Raw genomic sequence first — 26,390 nt, 5'->3', positions numbered from 1 at the left:
TAAGATATAATATTATTCTAGTGAGTGCAAGTATATGATACCGCCTTGAACATAATTATTTTTGGTGTTAGGGAGGATCACTTTGTCTATTGTGGCGGTGCCATCATCTCGATTAGCTACTCGCTTTATTTTTCGTTTAGTTCTAATGCCATATTTATAAATGGACTAATCGATTTTCCTCTAATTGACATTCCAGCATCGATGACAGAGTCTAATTTATATCGGTCAGAAGCAGAGCCATTCAAAGCATAATCGATTCCATCAATTTCAATAGTACACCAATATTTTTGTCTACATTCAATTATAACTTCTTCTGCATAAAAAGGCCAATCTCCAACGAAATCATCTTTTAATATCTTTTTAAACTTAATATCTGGATTGATTTTTCTATTAATATTATCTATTGTAGTTCTTTTATATGCATTTTTTTCTTTTTGTTTAAATCGTGTTGTGTGTTTTCTGTAATCTGTAGTCCCTATTTTTTCATCTTTAAGTAATATGAAATCGTAATATACAGATGAGAATTGTTGAGCTTTTTCGCCCAATTGACCTATTGTAAATTGTCTACTAATACCACGAACAAATTTTTCGAGTTTGCTTATAATAAATTGTGTTACATATGAATGAACTTCTTTTTGATATTCAAAATCAGATAATTTCTCTAATAAACTTGGATCAGCAAGAAGAATATCAGTTTCGTATTTTTCCCAAAGTCTTTTAACATCAATACTTGGTTTGGATGCAGATGTAATGATGTCTAAGTTATGGTATCTAGCATATTTTCCGAATTCTGAGAGCAGATAGATTAATTCCTTTAAATCACTATCTTCTTTTAAAAATTTTTCATCAATTTTTAGTGCAGTTATTTCTCTGTTTTTAAAATAATTATAAAGAATGTTGTTTTTAAGTTCATTTAAATCGTGGCCGTTTCTCCCTCCACATTTTTTTAAATATTTACTGTCAGGATATTCATTATGAATTTCATAATACCCTAAACAAATAAAACATTTCATAAGCCTTTCTAACCCACTTGAAAGTAGCTGAAACGGTAAGTGATAAAAATCATTTATAGAATCTAAATTTTGAAACTCCCCGAAACCAAGCTTAATCAACTTAATTGAAGCTGTTAATTCATCGTATAGATATAAGTCTTTAATTGAACTATCTGTCATTTTTTTAGCTTGTGCCTAACAGTTATTAAAAATAAAAAAGTGCCGATTTACCGGAATATTATCTGGTTATCGACACTTTTTCAAATCTTAAATATTTTCTTCTTCACTATTTCTTATCTAACAACTTCTCTAAATAAGCATTTTTCTCTTTTTCTGCTTGAACTAGACGTTCGTAAAGTTCCACTATCTTTTCAACTGGATCTATGGTACAGAAATAGTTATTATTATTTGCACTATTATCTTTAAATGTATTATTAATAATGTTGAAAACAGCTTCCTCTGTAAAATGACGAATTGCTTCAGGCGATACATTTAAAACTTCAGATATCTTCTTTAGTGTACCCTCATCAACGTTTTCGCTTTTCTCGAGATTTGACACACTTTGTTGGCTGATCCCTAATTCTGCGGCAAGGGCTTCTTGCTTCATTCCTCGAAGTTCTCTGATTCGGCTGATTTTTCTACCGATATGACTGGTTTTTGTTGCTGTGCTCATAATCTCAAAGATAAACATTCTTTTTAAAAGTTGCACTCCTCACTCTTTGCAGTAAAAAACAAGTTCTTTATTGTTTTTTACTGGTTATTCTGGTTCGCTACGGTCGCTTCTTTTTAAAACTTGAAGGCTCATTGATCATCACTAAAGTTTCATTTTAACACCTTTTGATCTATGCTTACCAACTTGCATCCATCCAAAGTTATAGAATTTGCGTTAACCCAAATTACGGAAATCCTCAAAAAGCATATCGAAATTACAAGTTTATACTATTTCGGTATGCTATCATCGGCACAGGGAATTCATAATTCTTTGAATAATGATGCTTCCAAGCAACAGCAACACTATCATTTTTATTTACTGCTATTAAGCAAGCATATTCCCTCCAATTCGGTTGCTAACCTTTCAGATATTGTTCGTCAAGATTCCGGCGGAAAATATACCATTAGCTTGCTACTTTATATGCCGAAGCAACTTATAGCAGCTTCTGATCATAATAAATACTTCTTTTTTAGAATAATCCAATCAGGTGGTTTGGTTGAGGGTTCTCTTTTTGAATTAGCTCCTTTACAACTCAGCCAAATCCCTGAACTGGATATTAAGGGCATAACCAACTACACACAAGATCGAATGGCAATAGCCAAGCATTGTCTAAATTTTAGTGTTATTAATGAAAACACTGAACTATTAAGCGCTCATTTAATACGATTATCTTTTGAGCAACTTTGCTTAGGCAGTATTTATGCGTTTCTGCATTATCATCCGCAACATCATCATCCCGTTTATTTATTTAAACTTGTTCAATTTTGCCATGAAATACCACCTAATATTTTTTCAGAACAACTTTTTGAACAGTCCCCACTAAAAAGAATCTTTTGCTTTCATCATACTGAACTTCGCTACCGAAGTAGCTCTTTATTTTCAGTAACAGACCTTCACATGGCGTATTCTTATTGCCAATGTCTTTTAGATTATCTCTTACCCATTGTTAATCACCAATTACAAACTTTAAAAACAGCATCCCATGAAAACGAGAAAACTTGATCAACTAAAATTAAAACAGCTAAAGAGAATCGGAGCGACAGCCTATGGTTTAAAAAAAGAAGAAACGAAGCGTCATACCTTTAGAAACGCCACCGTTCGCTTTGGAGATCATACCGATTACATCATGCGCATTACATCACTACTGGAAGTCTGTGTCTTAGCCTTAGATGGTGAAGGTGATTTTCATTCTAAAAACTTAAGCCACCAAAGTAAAAATTCCAGTGTTCAATTAGTTATAGAAATGGTCATTGAACTAATGCCCGATGGTGATATGTTTCAATTGGAACAAATTATAGCCATACTGGAAAATGATACGGACTACATTCATTTCCCTAAGAAACTCAAAAAACAAATCATTAAAAACCAAGAACCTTATGAAAAAGGAAAAACTCATCAATAAGCTTCTGGAATTGAAGCAACATCATATGATGCATTTAACCCCTGACACCAGTAGAAAAGGAAAATGTTATAAGGGCACTTATAGAGTTGATAGCTACTTGGATCTCATGTTTTTGATCATAAACCTAATTAAGGTATGTATTGTAGCCTTAGAAGAGAATGAACAATTATGTGATCTAGAAGTACCCAATCCCAAATAAAATGTTATGGAAGTACTTCGTTTTGTAACCCAGCTTATACCATCGGAAGAATTGGCTTTAGTCGATAAGCTCTCGGAATTATTGGAAGATATAGAACTAGAAAATAAAGTTACTACGGAAAATTCCTAGAATTGGCTTTCGGATAAGAAGTGTACACGAATTTGAAATAGGTACTTTTTATCAAATTGCGTGCTAATTCAAGATGTGTGTCTGTGGACACAATCTTGTTTGCGCCCCATGATTTCGCATCGATTTAGTACGGTGAGAATTGCCGACCGAATCATGGTCTTAAAAAATGGCGCGGTGCTAGAAATTGGTACGTATGAAGAATTGATGGAAAACGATAAATTATATGCCGAATTATTTAATCTTCAGGCAGCGGGTTATCAGTAAGACGTTGAAAGTTTGATATTTAAACTGAAGCTAATTTTAGTATTTAAATTGAAAATCAAACCTCACAGGTTTTCAAAACCTGTGAGGTTTCTGCTAAAAAGAGTTTGAAAATGCCCAATTTGAGTTTTAGATTCGGTAACTGGTAGTTCTACAATATTTAATATGACCATCACAAAAAAAAATAATTTTCGGAATTTTAATCCTAATTGGACTTTTTATCGGCTGGATTATTATTGTACTTTTTGTAGAAGATTATGAAGAAACAAAATTTTATAATATTCAAATTCCAAAAAACCTAGCCTTTGAAAAACCAATTGAATTTCTAACTAATCAACAAATAGATTCTCTGAAAGAAATCACTGTAACTGAGGAAAAAATTCTTGTTATTGGAGACGGATATAGTGGTTATGATTTTTATATGTGGCATAGACCAACAGAAAAAGGAGAAATTTATATAAAAGCGTTTGAATTGACTCAAAACATACAATTATCGGAATGGAAATTAAGTAATCGGACGAGAAATAAAATATCTGAATTAGGCGATAATTATAAACTTTACGATGGAAATACTGTAATTGACGAAGGAACTTTTAAAAACTACTATCCCACTCGCTTTGAATTATGGTTTAAATCAGAAAGTTCCGAAATTGAAAAAAAACTGACTGAAAAAAACTATGTGATAGATGGTTGGGATAGATAAAAAAACTCATAAAATAATACACAATAACAAATGCGGTTTTGAATCCCTCAGAGACAATCGAGCAAGTATAAAAGGCAGTAATTTTAGATCCTGAATTTTGCGTTAAGTTCTATTTCTAACTTCGTAATTCTTACTTCTTGCTTCCGTTTTTTTACCTTATCCCCGGATAATTAATTACATTTATACTAAACAATTCAATTTTTAATGAAAACTTTTAGTATTCTCGTTCTGTTTTTTAGCTTTTCTTTGGCCGCACAAGTATCAACCCTTCCTCTTTGGCCGGAAGATGAAATGCCTAATAAGCAAAAATCTGATGAAAAGGAAGACATAAATCAGGATGATATCACCTGGATTACAAAAGTCCAAAAGCCAACATTAGAAGTTTATCTTCCGCCAAAAGCATCCGCTAACGGGCAGGCAGTTTTGGTTTGTCCCGGTGGTGGTTATGCTGGTCTGGCTTATGACTGGGAAGGTACCGAGATTGCTAAATATCTGAACTCAAAAGGAATTGCAGCCGGAGTTTTAAAATATAGATTACCAGGTTCAGCTTCAGTAAAGGAAAGTTTTAAAGCACCACTTCAGGATGCGCAGCGGGGTATTAGAATACTTCGAGCAAATGCTTTAGACTGGAATATCGATAAAAACAAAGTTGGTGTTATGGGATTTTCGGCCGGTGGACATTTGGCTTCCACTTTGGGAACGCATTATCAGGAAGCATTTTATTCCGCAATAGATAGTACAGATTCCGAAGAAATTCGTCCCAATTTTATGGTCTTAGTCTATCCGGTAATTAGCATGGATTCAAAAATAACCCATCAGGGCTCTCATGATAATTTGTTAGGTAAAAAACCAACTGCAGCATTAGAAAAACAATTTTCCAATGAGCTTCAGGTAACCGAAAATACGCCTCCTGTATTTCTTATACATGCCGGCGATGATGATGTGGTGCCGGTAGAAAATAGTCTTAGGATGTATACCTCTTTAAGAGAACATGGGGTGCCCACCGAAATGCACATTTACCCCAAAGGTGGTCATGGATTCTCGCTGGCAAACGAAATTTATTACCTGCAAAGCTGGAGTGATCGATTAACCGATTGGTTGCGGAATTTAAATTAATTTATGAGACATTTAGCGATTTATGCGAGAGATCACAAACTGGTTTCCAGACTGATAGACGATCTTAAAAAAGATAAAAAAGTACCCGGATTTGAGGGATTGCAACACAAAAATGGTTTTGAACATTCTGAAGCTGTTCTGCAAAATTTTATAAAGGACGATCAAAAGCATGGAAATTCGGTTTTAGTAAAAGATGAAAGCCGCAGTCTGCGTACTTTTTCCAGTGGTGAAAAGCGAAAAGCGCTATTAGAATATTTACTGAAAAAGCAGCCGGAATATCTAATTTTAGATGATCCTTTTGATTGTTTAGATGTGCAATCTGTAGCGAATTTTAAAGAGCGGCTTGCTGAAGTAAAATCAGATTTCATCCTTGTGCAAATCTTTAGAAGAGAAGAAGATATTCTCCCTTTTATAGATATTATTCTCGATTTTGATGGAGCCGGAAATACGGTTTTTAAAAATAAAGCTGATTTTATTGAAAACAAGCAGGGATTTTTAGAAGAAATAAAAAGGATTCCGGCGGCTCCAAAGGTTTTTGAAGGTATTCCGGAAAGTTTGATACAATTAAAAAATGTAAATGTTGCTTATGAAGATCGGCCAATTTTAAGCAATATTAGCTGGGAAGTGAAACGCAGCGAATTCTGGAAGCTTACCGGACCAAACGGATCGGGTAAAACCACCATTTTAAGTATGATTTATGGCGATAATCCAAAAGCTTATGGCGTCGATCTTTTTCTCTTTGGAAAGAAAAAAGGTAGCGGTGAATCGGTTTGGGAAATCAAAAAGAAAATCGGCTATTTTTCACCTTCGATTACTGAACTTTTTATTCGTAGAAATAGCGTAGAGGAAATGCTAATATCCGGATTGGTAGATAGTATTGGATTGTATCAAAAACCTTCAGATAAACAAAGAGCATTGGCAAAGCAATGGTTGGAGACTTTAGGATTTCAGGAGAAAGCAAAAAAAGTCTTTAATGATTTATCGAATCTCGAAAAACGGATGTTGCTAATTGCCCGCGCGATGATTAAACATCCACCATTATTGATTTTGGATGAACCTTCTACCGGGCTGGATGATAAAAGTGCCTTAAAAATTACTAATCTTATCAATCATATTGCGGCACAAAGTGATACGGCAATTATTTATGTTTCACATCGTAAAGAAAAAGGACTACATCCCGATTTTGAATATGAATTATTTCCTACGGAAAACGGATCTGTTGGAAAAATCAAGATTCAATAAACAATGATCAATGATCAATTTGAAAATGTGCTGATTTGATAATGCGGTGATGTGCAGATGTAAGCGTTAGAATTGGGTGATGAGGAATTAGACCGCTTCGCTGTTACAGAAAAGATCACGAAGCAAGAACCTGGAAACAGGATCAAAAATATTGAATTTTGAATAAAACCTGGTCTATCGAAAATTTCTCGTAAAATTGAAAGTTAACGAAGCGCTAACCTAATCTGGAAAGGTTGGTCATGCTGAGTTCGGCTCCTGATATTACATTTGGTTTTTGATTTGTATTAGAAATCGTAGGCAATAAATTATGTGGTCCATGCAGTTTTTAGTTGTAACGAATTTGATAGTTGTGCGTCTTTAGAAAAAACATCTTATGAAGAAAATAGTACTTCTTTTATTTATTTCAATTTTAATCAATCAATTAAACGCTCAAGAGAAAATAGATCCTTTCAGGATTAAAAAAGAAGCAGATAGAAATTACCAATCCAAGGATTATGCGTTAGCAACTAAAAATTATATTCAATTTATTGAAGTTGCCGATTTCAAAGTTCAGAAAAAGAGCGCAGCTTATAATGCTGCGTGCTGTTTGGCTTTACAGGAAAGCATAGATAGTGCTTTTGTAATGTTAGATAAAGCAATTGATTATGGTTTAGCAGAGAAATCTCATCTTTTATCAGATTCGGATTTGGAGATTTTACATCAAGACCAGAGATGGGAAAAATTGATTAGTGGACTTTCAGAATCAGATACGTTTAATACAGATCCAGAATTGGCAAATATTGTAGTACAGGATGTCCACAATTTTTGGGAGGCTTATGATTTAGCGCAGGATAGCTCAAATCAGGCAGCGAGCATTTATAACCAATATTATTTCGAAAAAGCTAGTCCAGGAATGCAGGATTATATGGGATTGAAAGTAAGGTCTAAAGATTATTTTATAAAGCATATTAATAGTCATCCTAAACTTTATCAAACCATAAGACAGAATACGCTTAAAGTAGATGAGTATAAAAAGGATATCCAAAAAAGTTTTAAAGAACTTAAGGAGATTTACCCATCGGCTAAATTTCCGGATGTTTATTTTGTTATGGGGGCATTTACCAGTGGAGGAACAGTTTCATCTGCTGGTTTGCTTATTGGAATAAACCAGATGAGTGATGGAGAAGATGTGAATACGCAAGAACTGGATTTTGGAGATAAATTATTGATGAATCAATCAGAAAATATTCCGTATATCGTTTCACATGAATTAATACATTTTCAGCAAGATGGCCTTAAAAATGATACTATTACCCTTGGTTATGCTATAAGTGAAGGTATGGCCGATTTTATAGGAGAATTAATTAGCGGTGAAACTGCAAATAGGAAAATATTTGATTGGGCCAAAGGGAAAGAAAAACAAATTTGGGCCGACTTTAATAAGGATATGTACTACGATCGCTACAGCAATTGGATTGGCAATTATAGTAAAGCTTCAAAAGATAGTTATCCAGATTTAGGATATTGGATTGGTTATGAAATCTGTAAATCCTATTACGAAAATGCGGAAGATAAAAAGCAGGCGATTCAGGATATGCTTACCATTCAGGATTATCGAAAGTTCTTAGCCGATAGCAAATGGGAATCGAAACTACAGCAGCTGTGATGTAATCTGAAATGTTTTAGTAGGAGAATAAGAGTAGAGATGTGAGAGGATTGATAATAAAAGCAAGACGTGGGAATAATGATTTATGACATTATTTTGAATTTAAATCCTTAAAGAGATTTCTCCATTGCGCTGCGCTTCAGTCGAAATGACTTCAATGTATGTCATCCTATGTTTGTGAATGGTAATTTCGTGAAATAATGAATAGATTTCAATAGAATAAGGGAAAGCAAAAAAACAGTTCTTCGTCATTTTGAGCCTGCCTTGCCGGCAGGTGGGCGTAACAAAGTGAAGTCGAGAAATCTTTTTAATTAGGAGTTAGGAAATAGAGAATCAAAACTCAGGAGCAAGAAATCAAGCCTGGCTGCCGACAGGCGGTTGATAAAATTCTTGTTCAGGTTTGTAATTCAGCTAAGAATGCAAACCTTACTCACTACTCACTACTCACTACTCACAACATCTAACTGTAAAAAACTTGTGAATAAAAATGAGGCTTCAATTTATCGATTGGCAAGCAGGTTTCTGTATTTTAGCGGTTCTAAAATTTTCATGGTTTGGCAGCAAAAAAAGAAGCAAAAGTGACCCCTTTAATGAAGCAGTATTTGGCGATAAAAGCTAAATATCCCGATGCAATGTTATTGTTTAGAGTAGGGGATTTTTATGAAACTTTTGGAGCAGATGCTGTGGTGGCCGCCCGAATTTTAAATATTGTACTTACCAATAGAAATAATGGCGGTGAGCGTAGTGAACTTGCGGGCTTTCCACATCATTCTTTAAATACGTATTTACCAAAACTGGTAAAGGCCGGACAACGGGTAGCGATTTGCGATCAGTTAGAAGATCCAAAAATGACCAAGAAAATCGTTAAACGTGGTGTGATCGAACTGGTAACTCCGGGTGTAGCCTTAAGCGATGAGGTATTAAACAGTAAATCGAATAATTTTCTTTGTGCGATTCACTACGGAAAAAGAAACCTTGGAATCTCGTTTTTGGATGTTTCAACAGGTGAATTTTTAACCGCGCAGGGAACTCAGGAATATATCGATAAATTACTTCAGAATTTTAGTCCGAGTGAAGTTTTAATTCAGAAGAAATATAAAAAGAATTTTGCATTAGATTTCGGCGAAGATTACCATGTTTTCTATCTTGAAGATTGGGTGTTTAAAAATGATTTTGCAAGTGAAACGCTAAATAATCATTTTAAAACCGCTTCTTTAAAAGGTTTTGGGGTATCTCACTTGGAAGAAGGAATTATCGCCTCAGGAGCTATTTTACATTATCTGGCAGAAACGCAGCATAACAAACTTCAGCATATTACAGCGATTAGCCGGATTGCGGAAGAAGAGTATGTCTGGATGGATCGATTTACCATCAGGAATCTTGAACTATATCACAGTACAGCCGCTAATGCGGTAACGCTTTTAGAGGTAATCGATAAGACGATTTCGCCTATGGGCGGTCGGTTGTTAAAGCGCTGGTTGGCGTTGCCTTTAAAGAATTCAGAAAAAATAAAAAAACGTCACGAAGTTGTTGGTTTTCTATTAGATCATCCTGAGGTCTTATATAAAATACAAGAGCAGATCAAGGAAATGAGCGATTTAGAGCGTTTAATTTCCAAAGTGGCCACCGGTAAAGTTTCACCAAGAGAAGTCATTCAGCTTAAAAATTCTTTAGAAGCCATTATTCCGGTTAAAGAAACTGCTTTAGGATGTGATAACGAAGCCTTAAAAGTTATTGGTGATAATTTACATGCTTGCGAATTACTTCGGTCTAAAATAACCGAAAGTATTAATGAGGAAGCACCGGTTTTGATTCAGAAAGGAAATGTAATCGCCAGAGGTTTTCATAAAGAATTAGATGAATTGCGGGATATTGCATTTTCAGGAAAAGATTACCTGGATAATATGTTGGAGCGTGAAAGTGCTGCTACCGGGATTACTTCGCTAAAGATTGGGAATAATAATGTGTACGGCTATTATATCGAAGTGCGAAACACGCACAAAGATAAGGTGCCGGCCGAGTGGGTAAGAAAACAAACGCTGGTAAATGCGGAACGTTATATTACCGAAGAATTAAAGGAATACGAAGCGAAAATTTTAGGTGCTGAAGAGAAGATTCTGCAATTAGAGCAGGAATTATTTTCGAAACTGGTGCTTTGGATGAACGATTATATTCAGCCGGTACAACAAAACGCGCAGTTGATCGCGCAGATGGATTGTCTATGCTCGTTTGCACAGCAGGCCAAAATCGAGCAATATAGCAAGCCTGAAATTGAAGAGGGATTCGAGTTACAAATTGAAGACGGTCGCCATCCGGTGATCGAAAAGCAATTGCCTATTGGAGAATCGTATGTGACCAACAGCGTTTTATTAGATCGCGAGGAACAGCAGGTGATTATGATTACCGGGCCTAATATGAGTGGTAAGTCGGCTATTCTACGTCAAACGGCACTTATTGTACTTATGGCTCAAATGGGAAGTTTTGTGCCGGCAAAATCGGCTAATATTGGTTTAGTGGATAAAATTTTTACCAGAGTTGGTGCCAGCGATAATATCTCGATGGGTGAATCTACGTTTATGGTAGAGATGAACGAAACCGCTAATATCCTTAATAACATTTCTGAGCGTAGTTTAGTGCTTTTAGATGAGATTGGTCGTGGTACCAGTACTTATGACGGGATTTCGATTGCCTGGGCGATTAGTGAATACTTGCACGAACATCCATCACGCCCAAAAACGCTATTTGCCACACATTATCACGAGTTAAATGAAATGTGTGATACTTTTAGCCGAATTAAGAATTATAATGTATCTGTAAAGGAATTACAGGATAATGTCCTTTTTCTGCGGAAGTTGGTTCCCGGTGGGAGCGAACATAGTTTTGGAATTCATGTAGCAAAAATGGCGGGAATGCCACAGCAAGTTTTACATCGTGCCAATAAAATTTTACAGAAGCTCGAACAAACCCATAAAATGGAAGAAAGCAGTGAGGTTTTAAAAAAATCTGCTGAAGAAGAAATGCAGCTCAGTTTTTTTAATCTGGATGACCCTCTATTGGAAGATTTGCGTGATGAATTGTTAAATATTGATATTGATACACTTACGCCGGTGGAAGCCTTGATGAAACTAAATGAGATCAAGCGAATGCTCTCGGTAAAACAAAAAAAGAAGCAAGAAAACGCAAAAAATTAAAAAAAAGCTTTGTCGTTTTAAGAAATGTGCTAAATTTGCATCCGCAATAAACAATTGCGCATCGGTAAAAACCGAAAGTTCTTTTAAATACGCGAAAATAGCTCAGTTGGTAGAGCGCCACCTTGCCAAGGTGGAGGTCGCGGGTTCGAATCCCGTTTTTCGCTCAGTATATATAATATTATGCTCGGATGGTGGAATTGGTAGACACGTTGGACTTAAAATCCAATGAACAGCAACGTTCGTGCGGGTTCAAGTCCCGCTCCGAGTACAAAGACCCTCTTTATCTTTTTGATTTAGAGGGTTTTTTGTTTTTATAAGCTTTTCTTTCTCCGGTATTTCGGATCAAGCCTAATAAATGCAGTACCGCTTGAAACAATTCAAAAAATTAATCAGGCAATCGATAGATACTTATAATAATAAAAGACCACATCCAGGGTCTTCATTTAAAAATACCTAGGTTTATACTTAATACATAGCAAAAATCCTGTGAAGCTAGCTTCACAGGATTCAATGAAATCTTTAAAACCTATTAAATTTTACGACGATTCATAACTTTCTATAGTTCATGAAATTGATTTATGCTAGATTTTTTTATATAAAAATAATTAGCGATATATGTTAGTGGGCCAAAAATAGGAATTACGATTATTAAAATAAGCCAAAGAAAAAAATTTAATTTTTTCTCTTTTCTCATTAATAGCGTAAAAGCAAGTAGAAACAATCCTAAAATAGCGACTATAAAAAGTACAATTTGATATGGCCAAATCATTAAAAGTCTCATATTCATTTTATTTTTTATTTACAACACCAAGTTTGAACCCAAACTGTACCATTAGTCCATGCAACAGCTTCTGGTTCTCCAATTTTAGTACAGCCTTCAGTGGCACCTGATGCGATATCGTCTTCCATTGATGAGGCTAAATCAGCTTTTGCTGATGTTTCATTAACTCCCACACCAACGCTAAACCCTTGTTCTGTGAAAAAATTGCAACCTTCAGATTTCATTGTTGAATTACTATTTTTAGAAGAAACCCTTTGATCCTGGTTGTAAGTGATTTCATTTAAATAAGCGATCAACGCAAATACTTCTTTCTGTTTTAAAATTTCAGCACTTGCTTTTTTTAAAAGACCTTTATAGTCTGTGGTTATTAAATAAGATTTTTTATTTAGAATGCCTATTTTAAACTCATCATCTTGTTCTAAAGTAATGAAATTTTTCTCAATTTTGACCGAGAATACAGAAAAGTCTATATGCTTCCCCCTAAAATTAAATGTTTTCTGAGTTTTGGCAGATAATTTATTATTTGAAGTCGTAACTGACGTAACACCCAATCGTAAGAATAACGGTGATAAATCAGAATCAGATTTTCTATTAGTTAAAACTTTACTTATTTCCGTCAACCCAGTTTCAGTTTCATTTTGGTTGCTTTTATTTGTAATATCGTCAGAACTACAGGATACTATTAGAGTGATTAAAGTAATTAAAAAATATTTTTTTCCCATTGTATATTTTATGAATTTTTGTAAATCTAGCATTATATAAATAAGGAGCAAAAGGACTAAGAAAAATGGAAAAATACCCTAAGGTGAAATGTTTTACTTTTTAATGAATCAATTGATTAATTTTTTTAAATTTACTTAGGTGCGTATTGTATTAGGTTTAGAATCTTCAGATGCCGCTAGTTCAAATAATCGGGTTACTTGCTTTGCATTTAGCGAGTGATGCGTTTAGGGCTCTTACTTTTTGGTTACTGGGTAGTTTTAAGTACCTTATCTTATATACAGTGAATGATTTTTGTAACCCATCCATTAAAAGTTTATATTTCTGAGCCCTTTAAGGTTTGAAATTTCACCGTTTGCAATGTTTTTTTACGTAGTGCATATAAAAGTAAAAGATTGGTACCTCTAAGAGGCAAATAGATAGATGCCTGGCTTAAAATTGTAAAGAAGCTTTGTGGTGTTTACCCTTCGCATTTACCTCCATTTTGGATTGGCACATTTATCCGTTCTATGTTTCTTTGATTTTTCGCTCAGTATATATAATGTTATGCTCGGATGGTGGAATTGGTAGACACGTTGGACTTAAAATCCAATGAACAGCAACGTTCGTGCGGGTTCAAGTCCCGCTCCTTAAATAATAGCTTTTTTTATGTTTTTTGATTTTTAGTTACTTATCTAGATTTATAATTAGTTTCTGGAATAAATTTGAAGCTAAAAATGGATTATTTGATTTAATCATTTCTTAATCTTCTAAGGAAGTCATAGTATAAAATATGCTCGTTTTGTCAATTCGACTTAAATTAGCTACCGATTAAAGAATAATATTTCCACACAAATCTCAAAAAACTTTTCTATTAAAATTTGATTTATACAACGTTTTTAAATATTGCAATATTTCAGGGGATTGTTCTGGGCTTACTTATTTTAAAGTCTTCCTTATTCAATAGTAATTCAAATAAATATCTGGCATATCTGATATTTACGCTTTCAATTATTTTATTGAATCATGTTTTTGAAATCGAAAAAGCATCTAGTTTTTATCCTATGCTGCGCTTTATTGAGCACATCGAGTGGGTGTTTCTAATCCCTGCTTTCCTATTCCTGTTTGTGATAAACAGGATTGATGATACTGTGAAAAGTATACAAAAAGGATATTTGTATTTTATTCCATTTGCCTATTCTGCTATCCTTAATATTGCATACGATCTTGATCGCGTTACAGGGCTTTATACCATTCCTGGGCCTGGTATTGATCTAATCGAAATACTCGGTTTGATTCATCTTATTTTAGCCATTATTTTTATTCCATTCCTGCCGCTGTACTCTTATTTTATGATAAGATATTTAGAAAATTCACAGGAAAAAAAGTGGATAATTACTTTATTGACAATTGTTTCTACATTGTTATTTGCTTGGCTTATGACCTGCCTAGCCGGCTTATTTTTTCAATATGATATTTCTTCTACTATGAATGTACTAGCGATAGCTGCTACCTTGATAGTTCATTGGACAGCCTATATAGGTATTTATAAATGCAAACTAGCCAAAAACAAAGATGCAATTCATAATTTTCTGAATAAAGATTTAGCTCTTTCGTATACCAATAAGGAATTTGTAGAAAATAGTGAGCCAGCAGCATATAGGGAATCTATGACGGCAGATAATCTTTATTTTCAAAAACTAGAAATACTTTGCAAAGATGATCACATTTATACCGATAATACATTAAATAGAGAAAAAGTTGCTCAAAAACTAGGTATAAGTACAGGATATGTTTCACAAATTATAAACACGGTAACAGGGGACAACTTTGCTTTTTACATCAATCAATATCGAGTTGAGGCTGTAAAGGAAATGATTTCAAATCCTGAATATGAAAACTATAGTTTGTTGGCCATAGGATTAGAAGCTGGGTTTACTTCGAAAACTACTTTTTACAAAGCCTTTAAAAAAGTTACTGGTCAGACACCAAATGAGTATAAGAACTCAGTAAAATAAGTCCCAATTTATAGAATTTTAAGCTTTTGGAACATTTTCTAATCCACGATATTTGAAATTTGCCTTCAAATAATTTAAATCATACTTATGAAAAAATCCCTATTTATTTTAGCATTGTTATTTTCATTTTTTGCTACTAATGCGCAGAATGGTACGAGCAATCAGTATAAGAAACAAAACGAAATAAAAGTTGATATAATTCAACCTTTAATTAGTGGATCAGTTGAAGCAGTTTATGAGAGGAATTTAAATAGTAAATCATCTTTAGGGGTTTCAGGTCTTTATATGTTTACGGACAAAATTGATGAGGATATGAATTATTCCCTTACACCTTATTACAGAAGGTATTTTGGTAAGAAATATGCAGCAGGGTTTTTCCTGGAAGGTTTTGGAACGTTCAGTTCAATTGACGGTAAAGAAGTCTATGATACTGAAGAGCCGCTCACATATACTGAAAATCCAGATGTGTATGATTTATCTCTAGGTATAGGGCTAGGTAGCAAATGGATTACGAAAAGTGGATTTATTTTTGAATTTAATTTTGGTTATGGAAGACAACTTTTTAATGCTGATAAAACGGATCACGACCAGCTTATTCGCTATGGGATTAAATTAGGTTATCGATTTTAATGTATATAAATAGGAGAATAAATAATTATTGAAAATTCAGATGGCGAGGCTCATAAAAACATGTGCTTAAACCACTAAAGAGTAGTTGAAAAAGGTTCGTGTTAACCGAAATACCATCAGGATGAAAGAAATGCTGGAAAAAATTTTTAGATCTTTTAATGATTTATCGGAAGATGATATAGAAAGAGGTTTAGCGGTTTTTACTCCTAAATTTTACAAGAAAAATGAACTGCTTATAGAAGCCGGGAAAACTTGCGACTGGATCGCTTTTATAAGTTCCGGGACGCTTAGAAACTACTATTTTTCCAGCAAGGATGAAGAGGTTACTTATTGTTTAACTTTTCCTAATACATTTATTACGGCCTATTCTTCTTTTCTTACAGGGAAAAAGACATTCGAATATATTCAGGCCTTAACTGATGTTGAGGTATTAGTGATACAAAAAAAGCAGTATCAGGAATTAATACGTTCTAGTTACGGATGGCTTAAGTTTTCAAATCATTTTACGGAACAATCCTATGTTTTAATGGAAGAACGCTTATTGATGCTGCAAATGGTATCTGCCGAAAAACGTTATGCCGATTTAATAGCCAACCATCCAGAAATCATTCAGCAGGTGCCTTTAAAGTATATTGCCTCTTACCTTGGGATCACGCAAAGACATTTAAGTAGGCTTCGAAGTCAACTTTCATAATTAGACATTTGTCCTTTCTACACTTTCCTGATGTCTGTAGTATTGCATCAAAGAAAGAAGGATATGAAAAATAAACAGGTTTTAATTATAAACGGGCACCCAGATCAGGAAAGTTTTAATAGTGCATTGGCAGCAGCTTACCAAAAAGGTGCGAAAGAGTCCAATGCCTCAGTAAACTTACTTAATATTCGGGAATTGGATTTTAATCCCAATCTGCAATTCGGTTATCGTAAGCGGGTAAGTTTAGAGCCAGATCTTTTGTCTTCCATAGAAAAAATTAAAGCGGCAGATCATTTGGTATGGGTATTCCCGATGTGGTGGTATGGTTATCCTGCGCTGATGAAAGGTTTTATTGATCGGACTTTTTTACCCGGAATTATGTTTGATTATGAACCGGGAAAGTCGGTCCCCAAAAAGCTATTAAAAGGGAAAACAGCAAGGATCATCATGACGGCCGATACGCCAAAGTGGTATGATCGTCTTTTTATGAAAAGTCCGGCGCTGAATCAGTTTAAAAAAGGAACCCTTCAGTTTTGTGGAGTCAATCCGGTTAAAGTTAGTTATATCGCTCCTATAAAGAGTTCGAGTGAGGAATTCAGAAAAAAATATTTGTCCAAAATAGAGCAATTAGGGAAGAACAATAAATAGAGGTATTAGGCGATTTTAAATCGGTTTTTAAAAAGTATAATCCCATAAAATATTCAAGTGTCATGAAACATGAATAAAACTTATTAAGGCTTGGGGCAGATAGCCTGAAAAAAGCAGCCTTAAATGAAGAAGCGAAAAATTTTATATTAAATAATGAAGTCGTATTTAAGGTTTTAAAGAAAGCAGCGAATCGATATATTGGTGGGGAAACGATAAAGGAAACGCTCTTGTCGGTTCAGGAATGGAATGAAAAAGATGCTAACGAAGCGACCGCTGAATTTATGAATTTTGCCAGGGCAGTTAAAAAAATCATCTACATTCTTCTATTTCTTTAGATCTATCACATATTGGTTTGCTTATCTCGAAAGAACGGCAATGCAGAACTTAAAAGCCATTTGTGAAGAGGCGGTAAAATGAATCAGGAAGTTATTATCAGTATGGCAGTCACTGACCGAACCGATAGTATTCTGGAGGTGTATAAAGAAACTTTAAAAGCGCATAAAAATCTTGGAATAACGCTTCAGGCTTAACTGGAAAGGACAAGCGATGATTTTAAAGAAGTATCCCAGTTGTCTGGTAAATGGTAAAAGGAGCCTATGAAACTGCAAAGGGACTATCGATAGAACGCGGAGATAAGCTTGATGAAATTTATTTAGGATATGTAGAGAAACTTTTAAGGAACAACCATAGGTGCTATAGCCTCGTACGATGAAAAAATACATAAGCAGACGACTGCATTAATCGAAAAATATAAGCCAAACAATTATGTGCTCGAAAGACTGTTGGGAATTAGAAACGAAGAATTTCAAAAGTATAAAGATGACGGTTATAATTGCCGAATTTATATTGTGTATGGAAAAGAGTGATATTTGTATTTATGTAACCGTTAGGCGGAATATCCACTAAATATTTTTCAGGGAATAGCGGACATGGTTTCAGAGCGCGCTATATATGATGATTATCGTTTTTAGACTGGATGATGTTTTGCTGGTTTTTTGAAAAGACCTTATTTTATCGTAATCGGTTTCTTTTATTTCTAATTTGAAGGATTGATTATGGTCTTTTAATTTATAGAAAACCGTTAATATTAACTGTTTTCTATAAATTAAAAAGAGATTTAAATTTTAGGGAACTAAAATATAAGGGTTTGGCGATGTTGCATAAGGACAATCATTATTCTCTAAGTAATCTATTGTATAATAATAGAGATATGGCGCGTAATTTTCTGGGTTTTCACGAATGCTAGCCAAAAAGTCATTGGCTTGGTCGCAATTTTGGAACAGGGGAGGCAGTAATGTGGCCGCTGAAGATTTGGTTTCTGCATTAGAGACTAAAGTGCTTCCAAATAATAAAGAAGCACATGCAAAGACGGATAAAAATAATTTTCTCATAATAATAATTTAAGTGGTTAAGAGTATCAATTTAATATTGTTGTTGGGGTGATGCTATTTTTTAGTGTTAAAGGTTATGTTTTTAGTTTTATTTTAACATTTTAGGGTGAAAGTATTTATTGTTTACATGCTGGGTACAGGTTATTTATAGTCGCAATGATTTTATAATAATCTTAAATTGATATATTCGTTTCGTCTTCTATATTCCCTTATCTTAATACTTATTTAATGCAGACCATTCGCTATTTTTTAGGCTTGCAGTTTTTTTTATTCATTTTTGGTTTTATCTTGAAAGTAGATCGGCATATCAGTACCTATCAAAGCGATGAAAATTTCTGGATTTAAGATATTTTACATGTAGATGTTTCAAACGAGAAAGAGCTTTGCTCTTATTAGTGCTAATTTAATAGATTAGAGATGTTTAAATGAGTTTCGCTGTTCCCATATTTAAATGATCCTGGACCCTATTTTAATGCGTCCCACTTTTAGTCAGATTTTTAAATCCTTTCTAATATATTTTTGGCTGAATTTTTGTATTTGGAAAAAATAAACCAAACTTATGTTTAAAAATACTTGCCTGGCCATTATAGTTTCTTCGTTTTTACTTTCTTGTTATGCCTATAAAGCTCCGGCTATAAAAATTGGAATGTCTTTAGAGGAATTTAAAGATATCGCCAAATATGAACAGCTTGTGGCAATGGACAAAGAGTATACGGTTTATAAAGTAGTTTATGGATATGAATGGGAAAGAACCGGTTACTATTATTTTAAAAATGGTAGATTGGAAAGAATGGATAGTCAAGAGTATCGTCCTCAGGTAATCAAAATAAATAAAGGAAAGTAGTATTTTATTCAAAAAAAAAGCAGCCTTTTTAAAAGCTGCTTTTCGACATTTTAATCTGTATTTTATTTTAAATCAAAGCGATCTAAATTCATTACTTTAGTCCAGGCTTTGGCGAAATCTTTTAAGAATTTCTCATGACTGTCATGGCAGGCATAAACTTCGGCTTGTGCACGTAATTCAGAGTTTGAGCCAAAAATTAAGTCAGCACGGCTGGCCGTCCATTTTGTTTCTCCTGTTTTTCGGTCTTTTCCAACAAATTCGGTTTGCGCATCATTTGTAGAGCTCCAGGTAGTACTCATATCCAACAAATTCATAAAGTAATCATTACTTAAAACGCCGGGTTTATGGGTGAAAACACCTTTTTTAGAACCGTCGTAATTAATGTTTAAAACTTTAAGTCCGCCAAAGAGAACAGTCAATTCAGGAACATTTAATGTTAGCAATTGTGCTCGGTCAATAAGCATGGTTTCTGCGGAAGTACTTATACTTTCTCTGCCTTTTACGTAATTTCTAAATCCATCAGCTTCCGGCTCTAATGCATTAAAGGCATCAGCATCGGTTTGTGCTTCAGTAGCATCAGTACGCCCTGGGCTAAATTCAAGCTTTATATCACTTCCAGCATCATTTGCAGCTTTTTCGATCGCTGCGTTTCCGGCAAGAACGATTAGGTCTGCTAAAGATATTTTTCTTTCCGTAGAAGCATTAAAATCAGCTTGAATTTCTTCCAATTTCGATATTATCTTTTGAAGTTGTGGAGGATTGTTTACTTCCCAGTGGCGCTGTGGTTCTAAGCGAATTCTGGCACCATTGGCGCCACCACGCTTATCAGAACCTCTAAAGGTAGAAGCAGAAGCCCAGGCGGTAGAAACCAGCTCTGAAACTGATAATCCCGAATTTAAAATTTTATCCTTTAGGTTAGCAATATCATCGTTATTTACCAATTCATGATCTACAGCCGGAACCGGATCCTGCCAAATCAATTCTTCTTTAGGAACCTCGGGGCCTAGATACCTGGAAAGTGGTCCCATATCCCGATGCGTTAATTTAAACCAGGCTCTGGCAAAAGCATCGGCAAATTCATCTGGGTTTTCAAAAAATCGTCTGGAGATTTTCGCGTATTCGGGATCCATTTTTAATGCAAGATCGGTAGTAAGCATAAAAGGTGCGTGCTTTTTATTGGGATCGTGTGCATCTGGAACGGTACCTGCTCCTGCATTGTCTTTGGGTTTCCATTGATGTGCTCCTGCCGGGCTTTTAGTAAGTTCCCAATCAAAGTTAAACAGGTTTTCAAAGAAGTTATTACTCCATTTCGTAGGAGTGGTAGTCCATGCACCCTCAAGTCCGCTTGTAATCGTGTCTCCGGCATTCCCCGTCCCAAACGTATTTTTCCATCCTAAATTCATTTCTTCAAGGGTTGCACCGGCAGGTTCAGCTGAGACATATTTCTCTGGATCGGCAGCCCCATGTGTTTTTCCAAAGCTATGTCCGCCAGCAATCAATACAACTGTTTCTTCGTCGTTCATGGCCATACGTCCAAAGGTTTCACGAATATCCTTCGCGGCACCAATAGGATCTGGATTGCCATTAGGACCTTCAGGATTTACATAAATCAAGCCCATATGAGAAGCACCAAGAGGATTCTCCAATGTATTTCCCTTTTCATAACGCTCTTTGTTTCCCAGCCATTCACCTTCAGCACCCCAATAAATATCTTCTTCGGGTTCCCAGATATCTTCACGGCCACCGGCAAAACCAAAAGTTTTAAATCCCATAGATTCTAAAGCACAATTTCCGGCAAGGATCATCAAATCTGCCCAACTAATTTTCTTACCATATTTTTGTTTGATAGGCCATAAAAGTAATCGTGCTTTATCCAAATTGGCATTATCTGGCCAACTATTTAAAGGAGCAAAACGTTGCGAACCCGAGCTTGCACCACCGCGGCCATCGCCAATTCTGTAAGTCCCTGCGCTATGCCAAGCCATTCTGATAAAAAATGGCCCGTAATGGCCATAATCTGCCGGCCACCAATCTTGGGAGTCGGTCATTAAATGATACAAATCCTGCTTGACCGCTTGCAGGTCTAGTTTTTTAAATGCTGAAGCGTAATTAAAATCCTCGTCCATCGGATTGGTTTTAGAGGAATGCTGACTTAATATTTTTAAATTGAGCTGGTTGGGCCACCAGTCTTTATTTGTTGTTCCGGTTCCTGCGGTAAAGTTTTTCGCTCCACCTAAAAAGGGACACTTACTGGAATCATTTACTTCCCATACCTTGTGGTTATCTGAACTGTTTTGATGATCATTGTTTGCCATGGTTTATGATTTTAATTAATAGCTGGTTAAAAATATATAATGAAACACTATGTTTTATTTAATTTCAATAGTAAAAAACTATTGTTTTAAATATGGTATTTATAGTTATCGAATATAGAAGTGTCAAATAGTTAAAAATACCACTTAAAAATAGCGAATTATAAGTTATTGGTGAAAATATCTTAATAATATGTAATAAATTTAATATGTTTTTTTATCCGAGGAATAATTGAGTTCATAAAACAAAGAGAGGTTGAAAATCATTATTTTTACCGATAAACGTTATGTTTTATGATACGTTATTATCTTTTATTTATATTGCTATGGTCTTCTCAAATTCGGGCTCAATCTGAAATTCGAGCTATTGTTTTAGATGCTGAGACTAAGAAACCATTAGAATTTGTAGATGTCTATAATGATCAAAATTATACATCTACTAATAGCGATGGGCATTTTGCATTCAAAACCCATCGAGATATGATTAAGTTCAATAGATTGGGGTATGAACCTAAAAGCTTTTCAATTTCAGCCTTAAAGAATGATACTATTTATTTAAAGCAATCTGCCGAAAATTTGGATGAGGTTCATTTATTAGATCAAGATATTTATAAAAAGATGATCGATCACCTGGACGATAATTACTCTATACGTCCTTATAAAGAACGCTTTTTCTTGCGAGCGATGGTGGCAAGGGATGGGAATATCACTAAATTGGTAGATGTAAACGGAAAATTAGAACGGCAAAGACTATTGGGAGATCTAAAAAACAATGCACGACCTAAAAAAAATTATACCTTAGAAATTGAGAATCTGAGAAAAGCAGAAATTAGAGAAGATGATATTGAATTTATATTTCCCTCTTTTGAAACCTATTTTGATCTTTCTACTTTAGTGATAAGTTTGGCCGATAGTACTAAAGCCGAATTAAAAAATTATGGTGATGGACTGGTAAAACTTCAGGTAAAGTCAAGTAAAAGCGATTCTGAAGCTTATCTTATTATCAATACGCAAACCTATGCCTTTGAAGAATGCTATATAAAAATGGATATGTCTGATGCTAAGTTTGAACCAAATCATAATACCCAGAGTCGTACAATATCAAATATTATTCATTCTTTCTACGATAGACTTCCCAATGGGAGTTATGTTTTATATAAAAGCACTCAACAAGCTGTTTTAGAATGTAAATATGAAAATAAGATTTATAATTATGTGCAGCGTATTAAATATTTAAGCAGTGATCATTTTTCAGATTTCGGTGTAAAAAGAAATGTTAGGGCAGATAAAGACATCTTCAAAGTAAAAACAAGATATGAGGATGAATTTTGGAATGATCAAAATCAATTATTGCTTACAGACGCCATGCAGGCATTTATTGAAAAAGTGAAAGCCGGTGATAGTGATTTCAAAATAAAATCAAATTTTTAAAAAGAGGGGGCATTAATTATAGATTCTTTAATTTATAATAATCATCGTTTCGGCTATTTATTCAATTTAGAAGCTTTCCTTATCTTGTGATCAAATTCAAAACTTCATGATTAAAAAAGTACTTGTAATGGGAGTGTTGGCAGCTTTAAGTGTAGGCTGTAAAACTTCGAACCCCATCGTTAAAGCTCCTGAAACTGAAAAGAAAGGAGATTTTAAACCCTACAACAAAGTAATTACCCCTGCAGCAATATCAGATAAAGGATTGTTTACTACCCATAGGGTAGATGATAAACTTTATTTTGAAATTCCTGATTCTCTTTTTAATAAGGATTTGTTATGGGTGAGCAGGATCGCTAAAGTCCCTTCGGGATATGGTGGTGGCTATATAAATGCCGGTTCTAAAGTAAATGAACAGGTGGTACGTTGGAATAAACGGGGTAAAAATGTAGATATTAAGGTGATGAGTTTTGAAAACCAGAGCAACGAAGAGTCACCCATCTATAAATCTGTACAAGCCAATAATTTTGAACCTATTCTGTATAGTACTAAAATCGAAACCATGAAGGCAGACAGTAGTGCTTATGTGGTTGATGTTACCGGGTTATTTGAAGATGAGGTGGCGGCTATTAATGGGATGAATGCTTCTTACAGAAAAAGATATAAAGTAAAACGTCTTGATAAAAGTAGATCTTATATCGATGAAGTTCATTCTTTTCCTCAAAATGTTGAAGTAAGGCATGTAATGACCTATGAAGCTGAAACGCCACCGGAAAGAGGACAGGCCGGGACTATTTCTATATTAATGAATCAATCTATGGTGTTGCTACCTGAGGATAAAATGATGCCCCGAATTGCAGATTATCGCGTAGGATGGTTTACGATCGGGAAATATGATTATGATTCGGAGGCTTTAAAATCTGATGATTACCAGATTATCAGAAAATGGAGACTGATTCCTAAAGATATAGAAGCCTATAAAAATGGCGAGCTGGTGGAACCGTTAAAGCCCATTGTTTATTATTTGGATCCTGCAACCCCCAAGCGCTGGAGGCCGTATTTTAAACAAGGAATCGAAGATTGGAATAAAGCTTTTGAAACCGCAGGTTTTAAAAATGCAATTATAGCCAAGGATCCTCCTACTAAAGAAGAAGATCCAGATTTTAGTCCAGAGGATGTAAGATACTCCGTAGTTCGTTATGTCGCCAGTACTACCCGTAATGCGGTAGGGCCATCTGTTGTAGATCCCAGAACAGGTGAAATTATTGAAAGTGATATTATTTGGTACCATAATCATTTACGCTCTTACAGAAATAGGTTTATGATAGAGGCAGGAGCCCAAAATCCAAATGCCCGTACATTAGATACTCCAGAAGAAGAAATAGGAGAGATGATGCGAATGGTTATTGCCCATGAAGTAGGTCATGCTTTAGGATTACCTCATAATATGAAAGCCAGTGCAGCTTATCCTACAGATTCTCTACGCTCAGCGGAGTTTACTCAAAAATACGGTCTTACACCATCGATAATGGATTACGCCAGGGTAAATTATGTAGCCCAGCCAGAAGATAAAGGGGTGCGCTATATTAGAATGATGGGACCTTACGATTTGTATGCTATTAATTGGGGCTATCGTTACTTGCCTGACGCTGATACTCCTGATGATGAAAAAGAAAAACTGGATCAATGGATTCTTGAAAAAGCAGGGGATCCAGTGTATGAATTTGGTGGAGGTTACGGTGGTTTTGATCCGCAGGCCCAACGAGAAAGTTTAGGTAAAGATCAGGTAAAAGCCAGTGAATATGGCTTGGCTAATATGAAGAAAGTAGTACCTAATTTAATAGAATGGACTACAAAGGATGGTTATGCTTACGATGAGTTGGAAGAGGTTTATGGTGAGCTTATTAGCCTTTGGAGAGGTTATCTTTACCATGTTGTTACTAATGTGGGAGGAGTTTATGAAACGCGGAAAACTTCAGATCAGGAAGGTACCATTTATACACCGGTACCAGATGACATTCAAAAAAATGCCGTACAGTTTTTAAATGAAAATGCCTTTACCACTCCAGATTGGTTATTAAATAAGGATATTTTAGATCGTATTGAATCGAGTGGAGCGATAGCGCGGGTACAAAATCTGCAATCCAGGGTTTTAAATTATTTGCTGAATGAAGACCGCTTAATGCGAATGATCGAGAACGAACAATTGCACAATAGCGATTATGCGGTTGTGGAATTATTAGAAGATTTACGTAAGGGTATTTTTTCCGAATTGTATAACGGACAAAAGGTTGATGCTTACCGAAGAAACCTACAGCGGGCGTATGTAGATGTAGCGATTGGGTATTTAAATAATATAGAAGCAGATAATAAAGTTGCTGGTACAGATATTATCGCTTTAATGAGGGGAGAGTTAGAAAGCTTAAAATCGCAGTTGCAACGTATGCAATATTCAACTTCAGATCGTTTAAGCAGATATCATTATAAAGATTTAATAGCAAGAATTGATCGAGTTTTTTCTGATGACTAGCAGTTGATATGTGAATTTTATCGATAAAAAACCTCCTTCTTGGAGGTTTTTTTGTGCCTTTAATCGATGTTTTAGATCATGTTTACTGTTTTTTGTCGTTTTTGATAGACTTTAAAGCATTATTTAAGAAGGTAAATTCTTACTTTCAAACTAGTTTAATTGCATGATATTTTAATTTTTGTAATATACTACCTACAAAAATGTGTTAAATTGGGTTTTTTTAGTGTCTAAGGTGTATTTCGTCGTTTATTGATGTTTTTTGAACGTTCTTTTTTGTTAATTTTACTTCATCGAAATAACTGAAATTTAAAATCTTAATAGAATCGTATGAAATCAAAATTACTTTTAGGGATCTTAGGAGCTTTTTTAGCAATTGGATGCAGTCATGAAAGACCAGGGGCAGATACATTTAATTTAGATGTTGCCTTTGAGATTACTTTGCAAAATGAATCAGGAGAAAATCTATTAGATCCTAGAACGGAAGGAGCAATCAATCCAGAAGATGTAAAGTTATATTATGTAGAGGGAGGAAAAGCTCAGGAGGTTTATGACGAAACGAGCGATTTACCAAAAAGCTTTATGGTTTTTCGAAGCGGGGATTCTTACAGAATGAGAATTATTCAAAATCCGTCAAAAACCGAAGATCGTCCGTTAACGCTAATTCAGTGGAATGAAACAGATGTGGATACTATTCAAAGTGAATATTTAAAAGGCGATCGTTATATTATTCAGGATAAAATATATTATAATGGTAAATTAAGCTGGTCTACCGGCGACAGTTTTGAGCCTTATTTTGCAGTAGTGAAAAATTAAGTATTTCAAC

General features: G+C 34.8%; 21 protein-coding genes, 2 tRNA genes and 1 pseudogene. 19 read left to right on the top strand and 5 right to left on the bottom strand.

Annotation, left to right across the window (positions count from 1 at the left end; all coding sequences use genetic code 11):
- Window positions 1–125 precede the first annotated feature (125 nt).
- Window positions 126–1,172 carry a hypothetical protein gene (locus ZPR_RS17640; protein WP_083759791.1) on the bottom strand — a complete coding sequence of 349 codons (1,047 nt, stop codon included), beginning with the start codon at window positions 1,170–1,172 and terminating at the stop codon, window positions 126–128.
- 106 nt (window positions 1,173–1,278) lie between these two features.
- Entirely contained in the window at window positions 1,279–1,665 is a 387-nt protein-coding gene (locus ZPR_RS17635) for a helix-turn-helix domain-containing protein (RefSeq protein WP_041580095.1), read from the bottom strand.
- A gap of 171 nt (window positions 1,666–1,836) precedes the next feature.
- Here ZPR_RS17635 and ZPR_RS17630 point away from each other — a divergent pair, with 171 nt between their 5' ends.
- The 11 genes and pseudogenes from ZPR_RS17630 (at window position 1,837) to ZPR_RS17585 (ending at window position 11,860) form a co-directional block, all read left to right on the top strand.
- Entirely contained in the window at window positions 1,837–2,706 is an 870-nt protein-coding gene (locus tag ZPR_RS17630; protein ID WP_013073121.1) for a hypothetical protein, read from the top strand.
- Entirely contained in the window at window positions 2,687–3,106 is a 420-nt protein-coding gene (locus ZPR_RS17625; RefSeq protein ID WP_013073120.1) for a hypothetical protein, read from the top strand. Before ZPR_RS17630 ends, ZPR_RS17625 begins: the two co-directional genes overlap by 20 nt.
- Window positions 3,107–3,311: 205 nt before the next feature.
- Window positions 3,312–3,434, top strand: coding sequence for a hypothetical protein (locus ZPR_RS23895; RefSeq protein ID WP_013073119.1), 123 nt, complete (start codon window positions 3,312–3,314; stop codon window positions 3,432–3,434).
- A 108-nt stretch (window positions 3,435–3,542) separates the two neighbouring features.
- Window positions 3,543–3,698 (top strand): annotated as a pseudogene (locus ZPR_RS23480) (hypothetical protein); the annotation flags it as partial.
- Between the two features lie 418 nt (window positions 3,699–4,116).
- Complete coding sequence (locus tag ZPR_RS17615) at window positions 4,117–4,398, top strand: hypothetical protein (RefSeq protein WP_013073116.1); 282 nt, start codon at window positions 4,117–4,119, stop codon at window positions 4,396–4,398.
- A gap of 204 nt (window positions 4,399–4,602) precedes the next feature.
- Window positions 4,603–5,514 carry an alpha/beta hydrolase gene (locus ZPR_RS17610; protein ID WP_013073115.1) on the top strand — a complete coding sequence of 304 codons (912 nt, stop codon included), beginning with the start codon at window positions 4,603–4,605 and terminating at the stop codon, window positions 5,512–5,514.
- Between the two features lie 3 nt (window positions 5,515–5,517).
- Window positions 5,518–6,756 (top strand): ATP-binding cassette domain-containing protein, encoded by a 1,239-nt coding sequence (locus tag ZPR_RS17605; RefSeq protein WP_013073114.1) that lies wholly within the window; start codon window positions 5,518–5,520, stop codon window positions 6,754–6,756.
- Between the two features lie 373 nt (window positions 6,757–7,129).
- Window positions 7,130–8,401 (top strand): gliding motility protein GldB-related protein, encoded by a 1,272-nt coding sequence (locus ZPR_RS17600; protein ID WP_013073113.1) that lies wholly within the window; start codon window positions 7,130–7,132, stop codon window positions 8,399–8,401.
- A gap of 590 nt (window positions 8,402–8,991) precedes the next feature.
- The gene (gene mutS / locus ZPR_RS17595; RefSeq protein ID WP_013073111.1) at window positions 8,992–11,592 is read left to right on the top strand and encodes a DNA mismatch repair protein MutS; all 2,601 of its coding nucleotides are present in this window, start codon (window positions 8,992–8,994) and stop codon (window positions 11,590–11,592) included.
- 91 nt (window positions 11,593–11,683) lie between these two features.
- A tRNA-Gly gene (locus ZPR_RS17590) sits at window positions 11,684–11,756 on the top strand.
- 18 nt (window positions 11,757–11,774) lie between these two features.
- A tRNA-Leu gene (locus tag ZPR_RS17585) sits at window positions 11,775–11,860 on the top strand.
- Window positions 11,861–12,387: 527 nt separating this feature from the next.
- Here ZPR_RS17585 and ZPR_RS17575 read toward each other — a convergent pair.
- Window positions 12,388–13,095 carry a hypothetical protein gene (locus ZPR_RS17575; RefSeq protein WP_013073108.1) on the bottom strand — a complete coding sequence of 236 codons (708 nt, stop codon included), beginning with the start codon at window positions 13,093–13,095 and terminating at the stop codon, window positions 12,388–12,390.
- An 858-nt stretch (window positions 13,096–13,953) separates the two neighbouring features.
- Here ZPR_RS17575 and ZPR_RS17570 point away from each other — a divergent pair.
- From ZPR_RS17570 to ZPR_RS17555, 4 genes are all read left to right on the top strand, one after another.
- Window positions 13,954–15,090 carry a helix-turn-helix domain-containing protein gene (locus ZPR_RS17570; protein ID WP_013073107.1) on the top strand — a complete coding sequence of 379 codons (1,137 nt, stop codon included), beginning with the start codon at window positions 13,954–13,956 and terminating at the stop codon, window positions 15,088–15,090.
- 87 nt (window positions 15,091–15,177) lie between these two features.
- Complete coding sequence (locus tag ZPR_RS17565) at window positions 15,178–15,720, top strand: DUF3575 domain-containing protein (protein WP_013073106.1); 543 nt, start codon at window positions 15,178–15,180, stop codon at window positions 15,718–15,720.
- An 85-nt stretch (window positions 15,721–15,805) separates the two neighbouring features.
- Complete coding sequence (locus ZPR_RS17560) at window positions 15,806–16,414, top strand: Crp/Fnr family transcriptional regulator (RefSeq protein ID WP_148211766.1); 609 nt, start codon at window positions 15,806–15,808, stop codon at window positions 16,412–16,414.
- 63 nt (window positions 16,415–16,477) lie between these two features.
- Window positions 16,478–17,062 carry an NAD(P)H-dependent oxidoreductase gene (locus tag ZPR_RS17555; RefSeq protein ID WP_041580094.1) on the top strand — a complete coding sequence of 195 codons (585 nt, stop codon included), beginning with the start codon at window positions 16,478–16,480 and terminating at the stop codon, window positions 17,060–17,062.
- 1,124 nt (window positions 17,063–18,186) lie between these two features.
- Here the strand turns inward: ZPR_RS17555 and ZPR_RS23280 are convergent.
- Window positions 18,187–18,453: a hypothetical protein gene (locus ZPR_RS23280; protein WP_148211765.1), complete on the bottom strand. Its 267-nt coding sequence runs from the start codon at window positions 18,451–18,453 to the stop codon at window positions 18,187–18,189.
- Window positions 18,454–19,012: 559 nt separating this feature from the next.
- On the opposite strand from ZPR_RS23280, the gene ZPR_RS17545 reads away from it, so the two are divergent.
- Window positions 19,013–19,297 carry a hypothetical protein gene (locus ZPR_RS17545; protein WP_013073098.1) on the top strand — a complete coding sequence of 95 codons (285 nt, stop codon included), beginning with the start codon at window positions 19,013–19,015 and terminating at the stop codon, window positions 19,295–19,297.
- 62 nt (window positions 19,298–19,359) lie between these two features.
- Here ZPR_RS17545 and katG read toward each other — a convergent pair whose 3' ends face one another.
- On the bottom strand, window positions 19,360–21,612 hold the full coding sequence (gene katG / locus ZPR_RS17540) for a catalase/peroxidase HPI (RefSeq protein WP_013073097.1): 2,253 nt from the start codon (window positions 21,610–21,612) through the stop codon (window positions 19,360–19,362).
- 291 nt (window positions 21,613–21,903) lie between these two features.
- Here katG and ZPR_RS17535 point away from each other — a divergent pair, with 291 nt between their 5' ends.
- The 3 genes from ZPR_RS17535 (at window position 21,904) to ZPR_RS17525 (ending at window position 26,380) form a co-directional block, all read left to right on the top strand.
- Window positions 21,904–23,040, top strand: a complete 1,137-nt coding sequence (locus ZPR_RS17535; RefSeq protein WP_013073096.1) for a carboxypeptidase-like regulatory domain-containing protein — start codon at window positions 21,904–21,906, stop codon at window positions 23,038–23,040.
- Window positions 23,041–23,146: 106 nt separating this feature from the next.
- Entirely contained in the window at window positions 23,147–25,567 is a 2,421-nt protein-coding gene (locus ZPR_RS17530) for a zinc-dependent metalloprotease (RefSeq protein WP_013073095.1), read from the top strand.
- Between the two features lie 327 nt (window positions 25,568–25,894).
- Window positions 25,895–26,380 (top strand): hypothetical protein, encoded by a 486-nt coding sequence (locus tag ZPR_RS17525; RefSeq protein ID WP_013073094.1) that lies wholly within the window; start codon window positions 25,895–25,897, stop codon window positions 26,378–26,380.
- Window positions 26,381–26,390 lie beyond the last annotated feature (10 nt).

It is taken from the genome of Zunongwangia profunda SM-A87 (assembly GCF_000023465.1).
In the GTDB taxonomy this organism is placed as follows: domain Bacteria; phylum Bacteroidota; class Bacteroidia; order Flavobacteriales; family Flavobacteriaceae; genus Zunongwangia; species Zunongwangia profunda.
The sequence above is the reverse complement of the archived record's forward strand: the minus strand, read 5'-3'. Positions and strand labels throughout refer to the sequence as shown.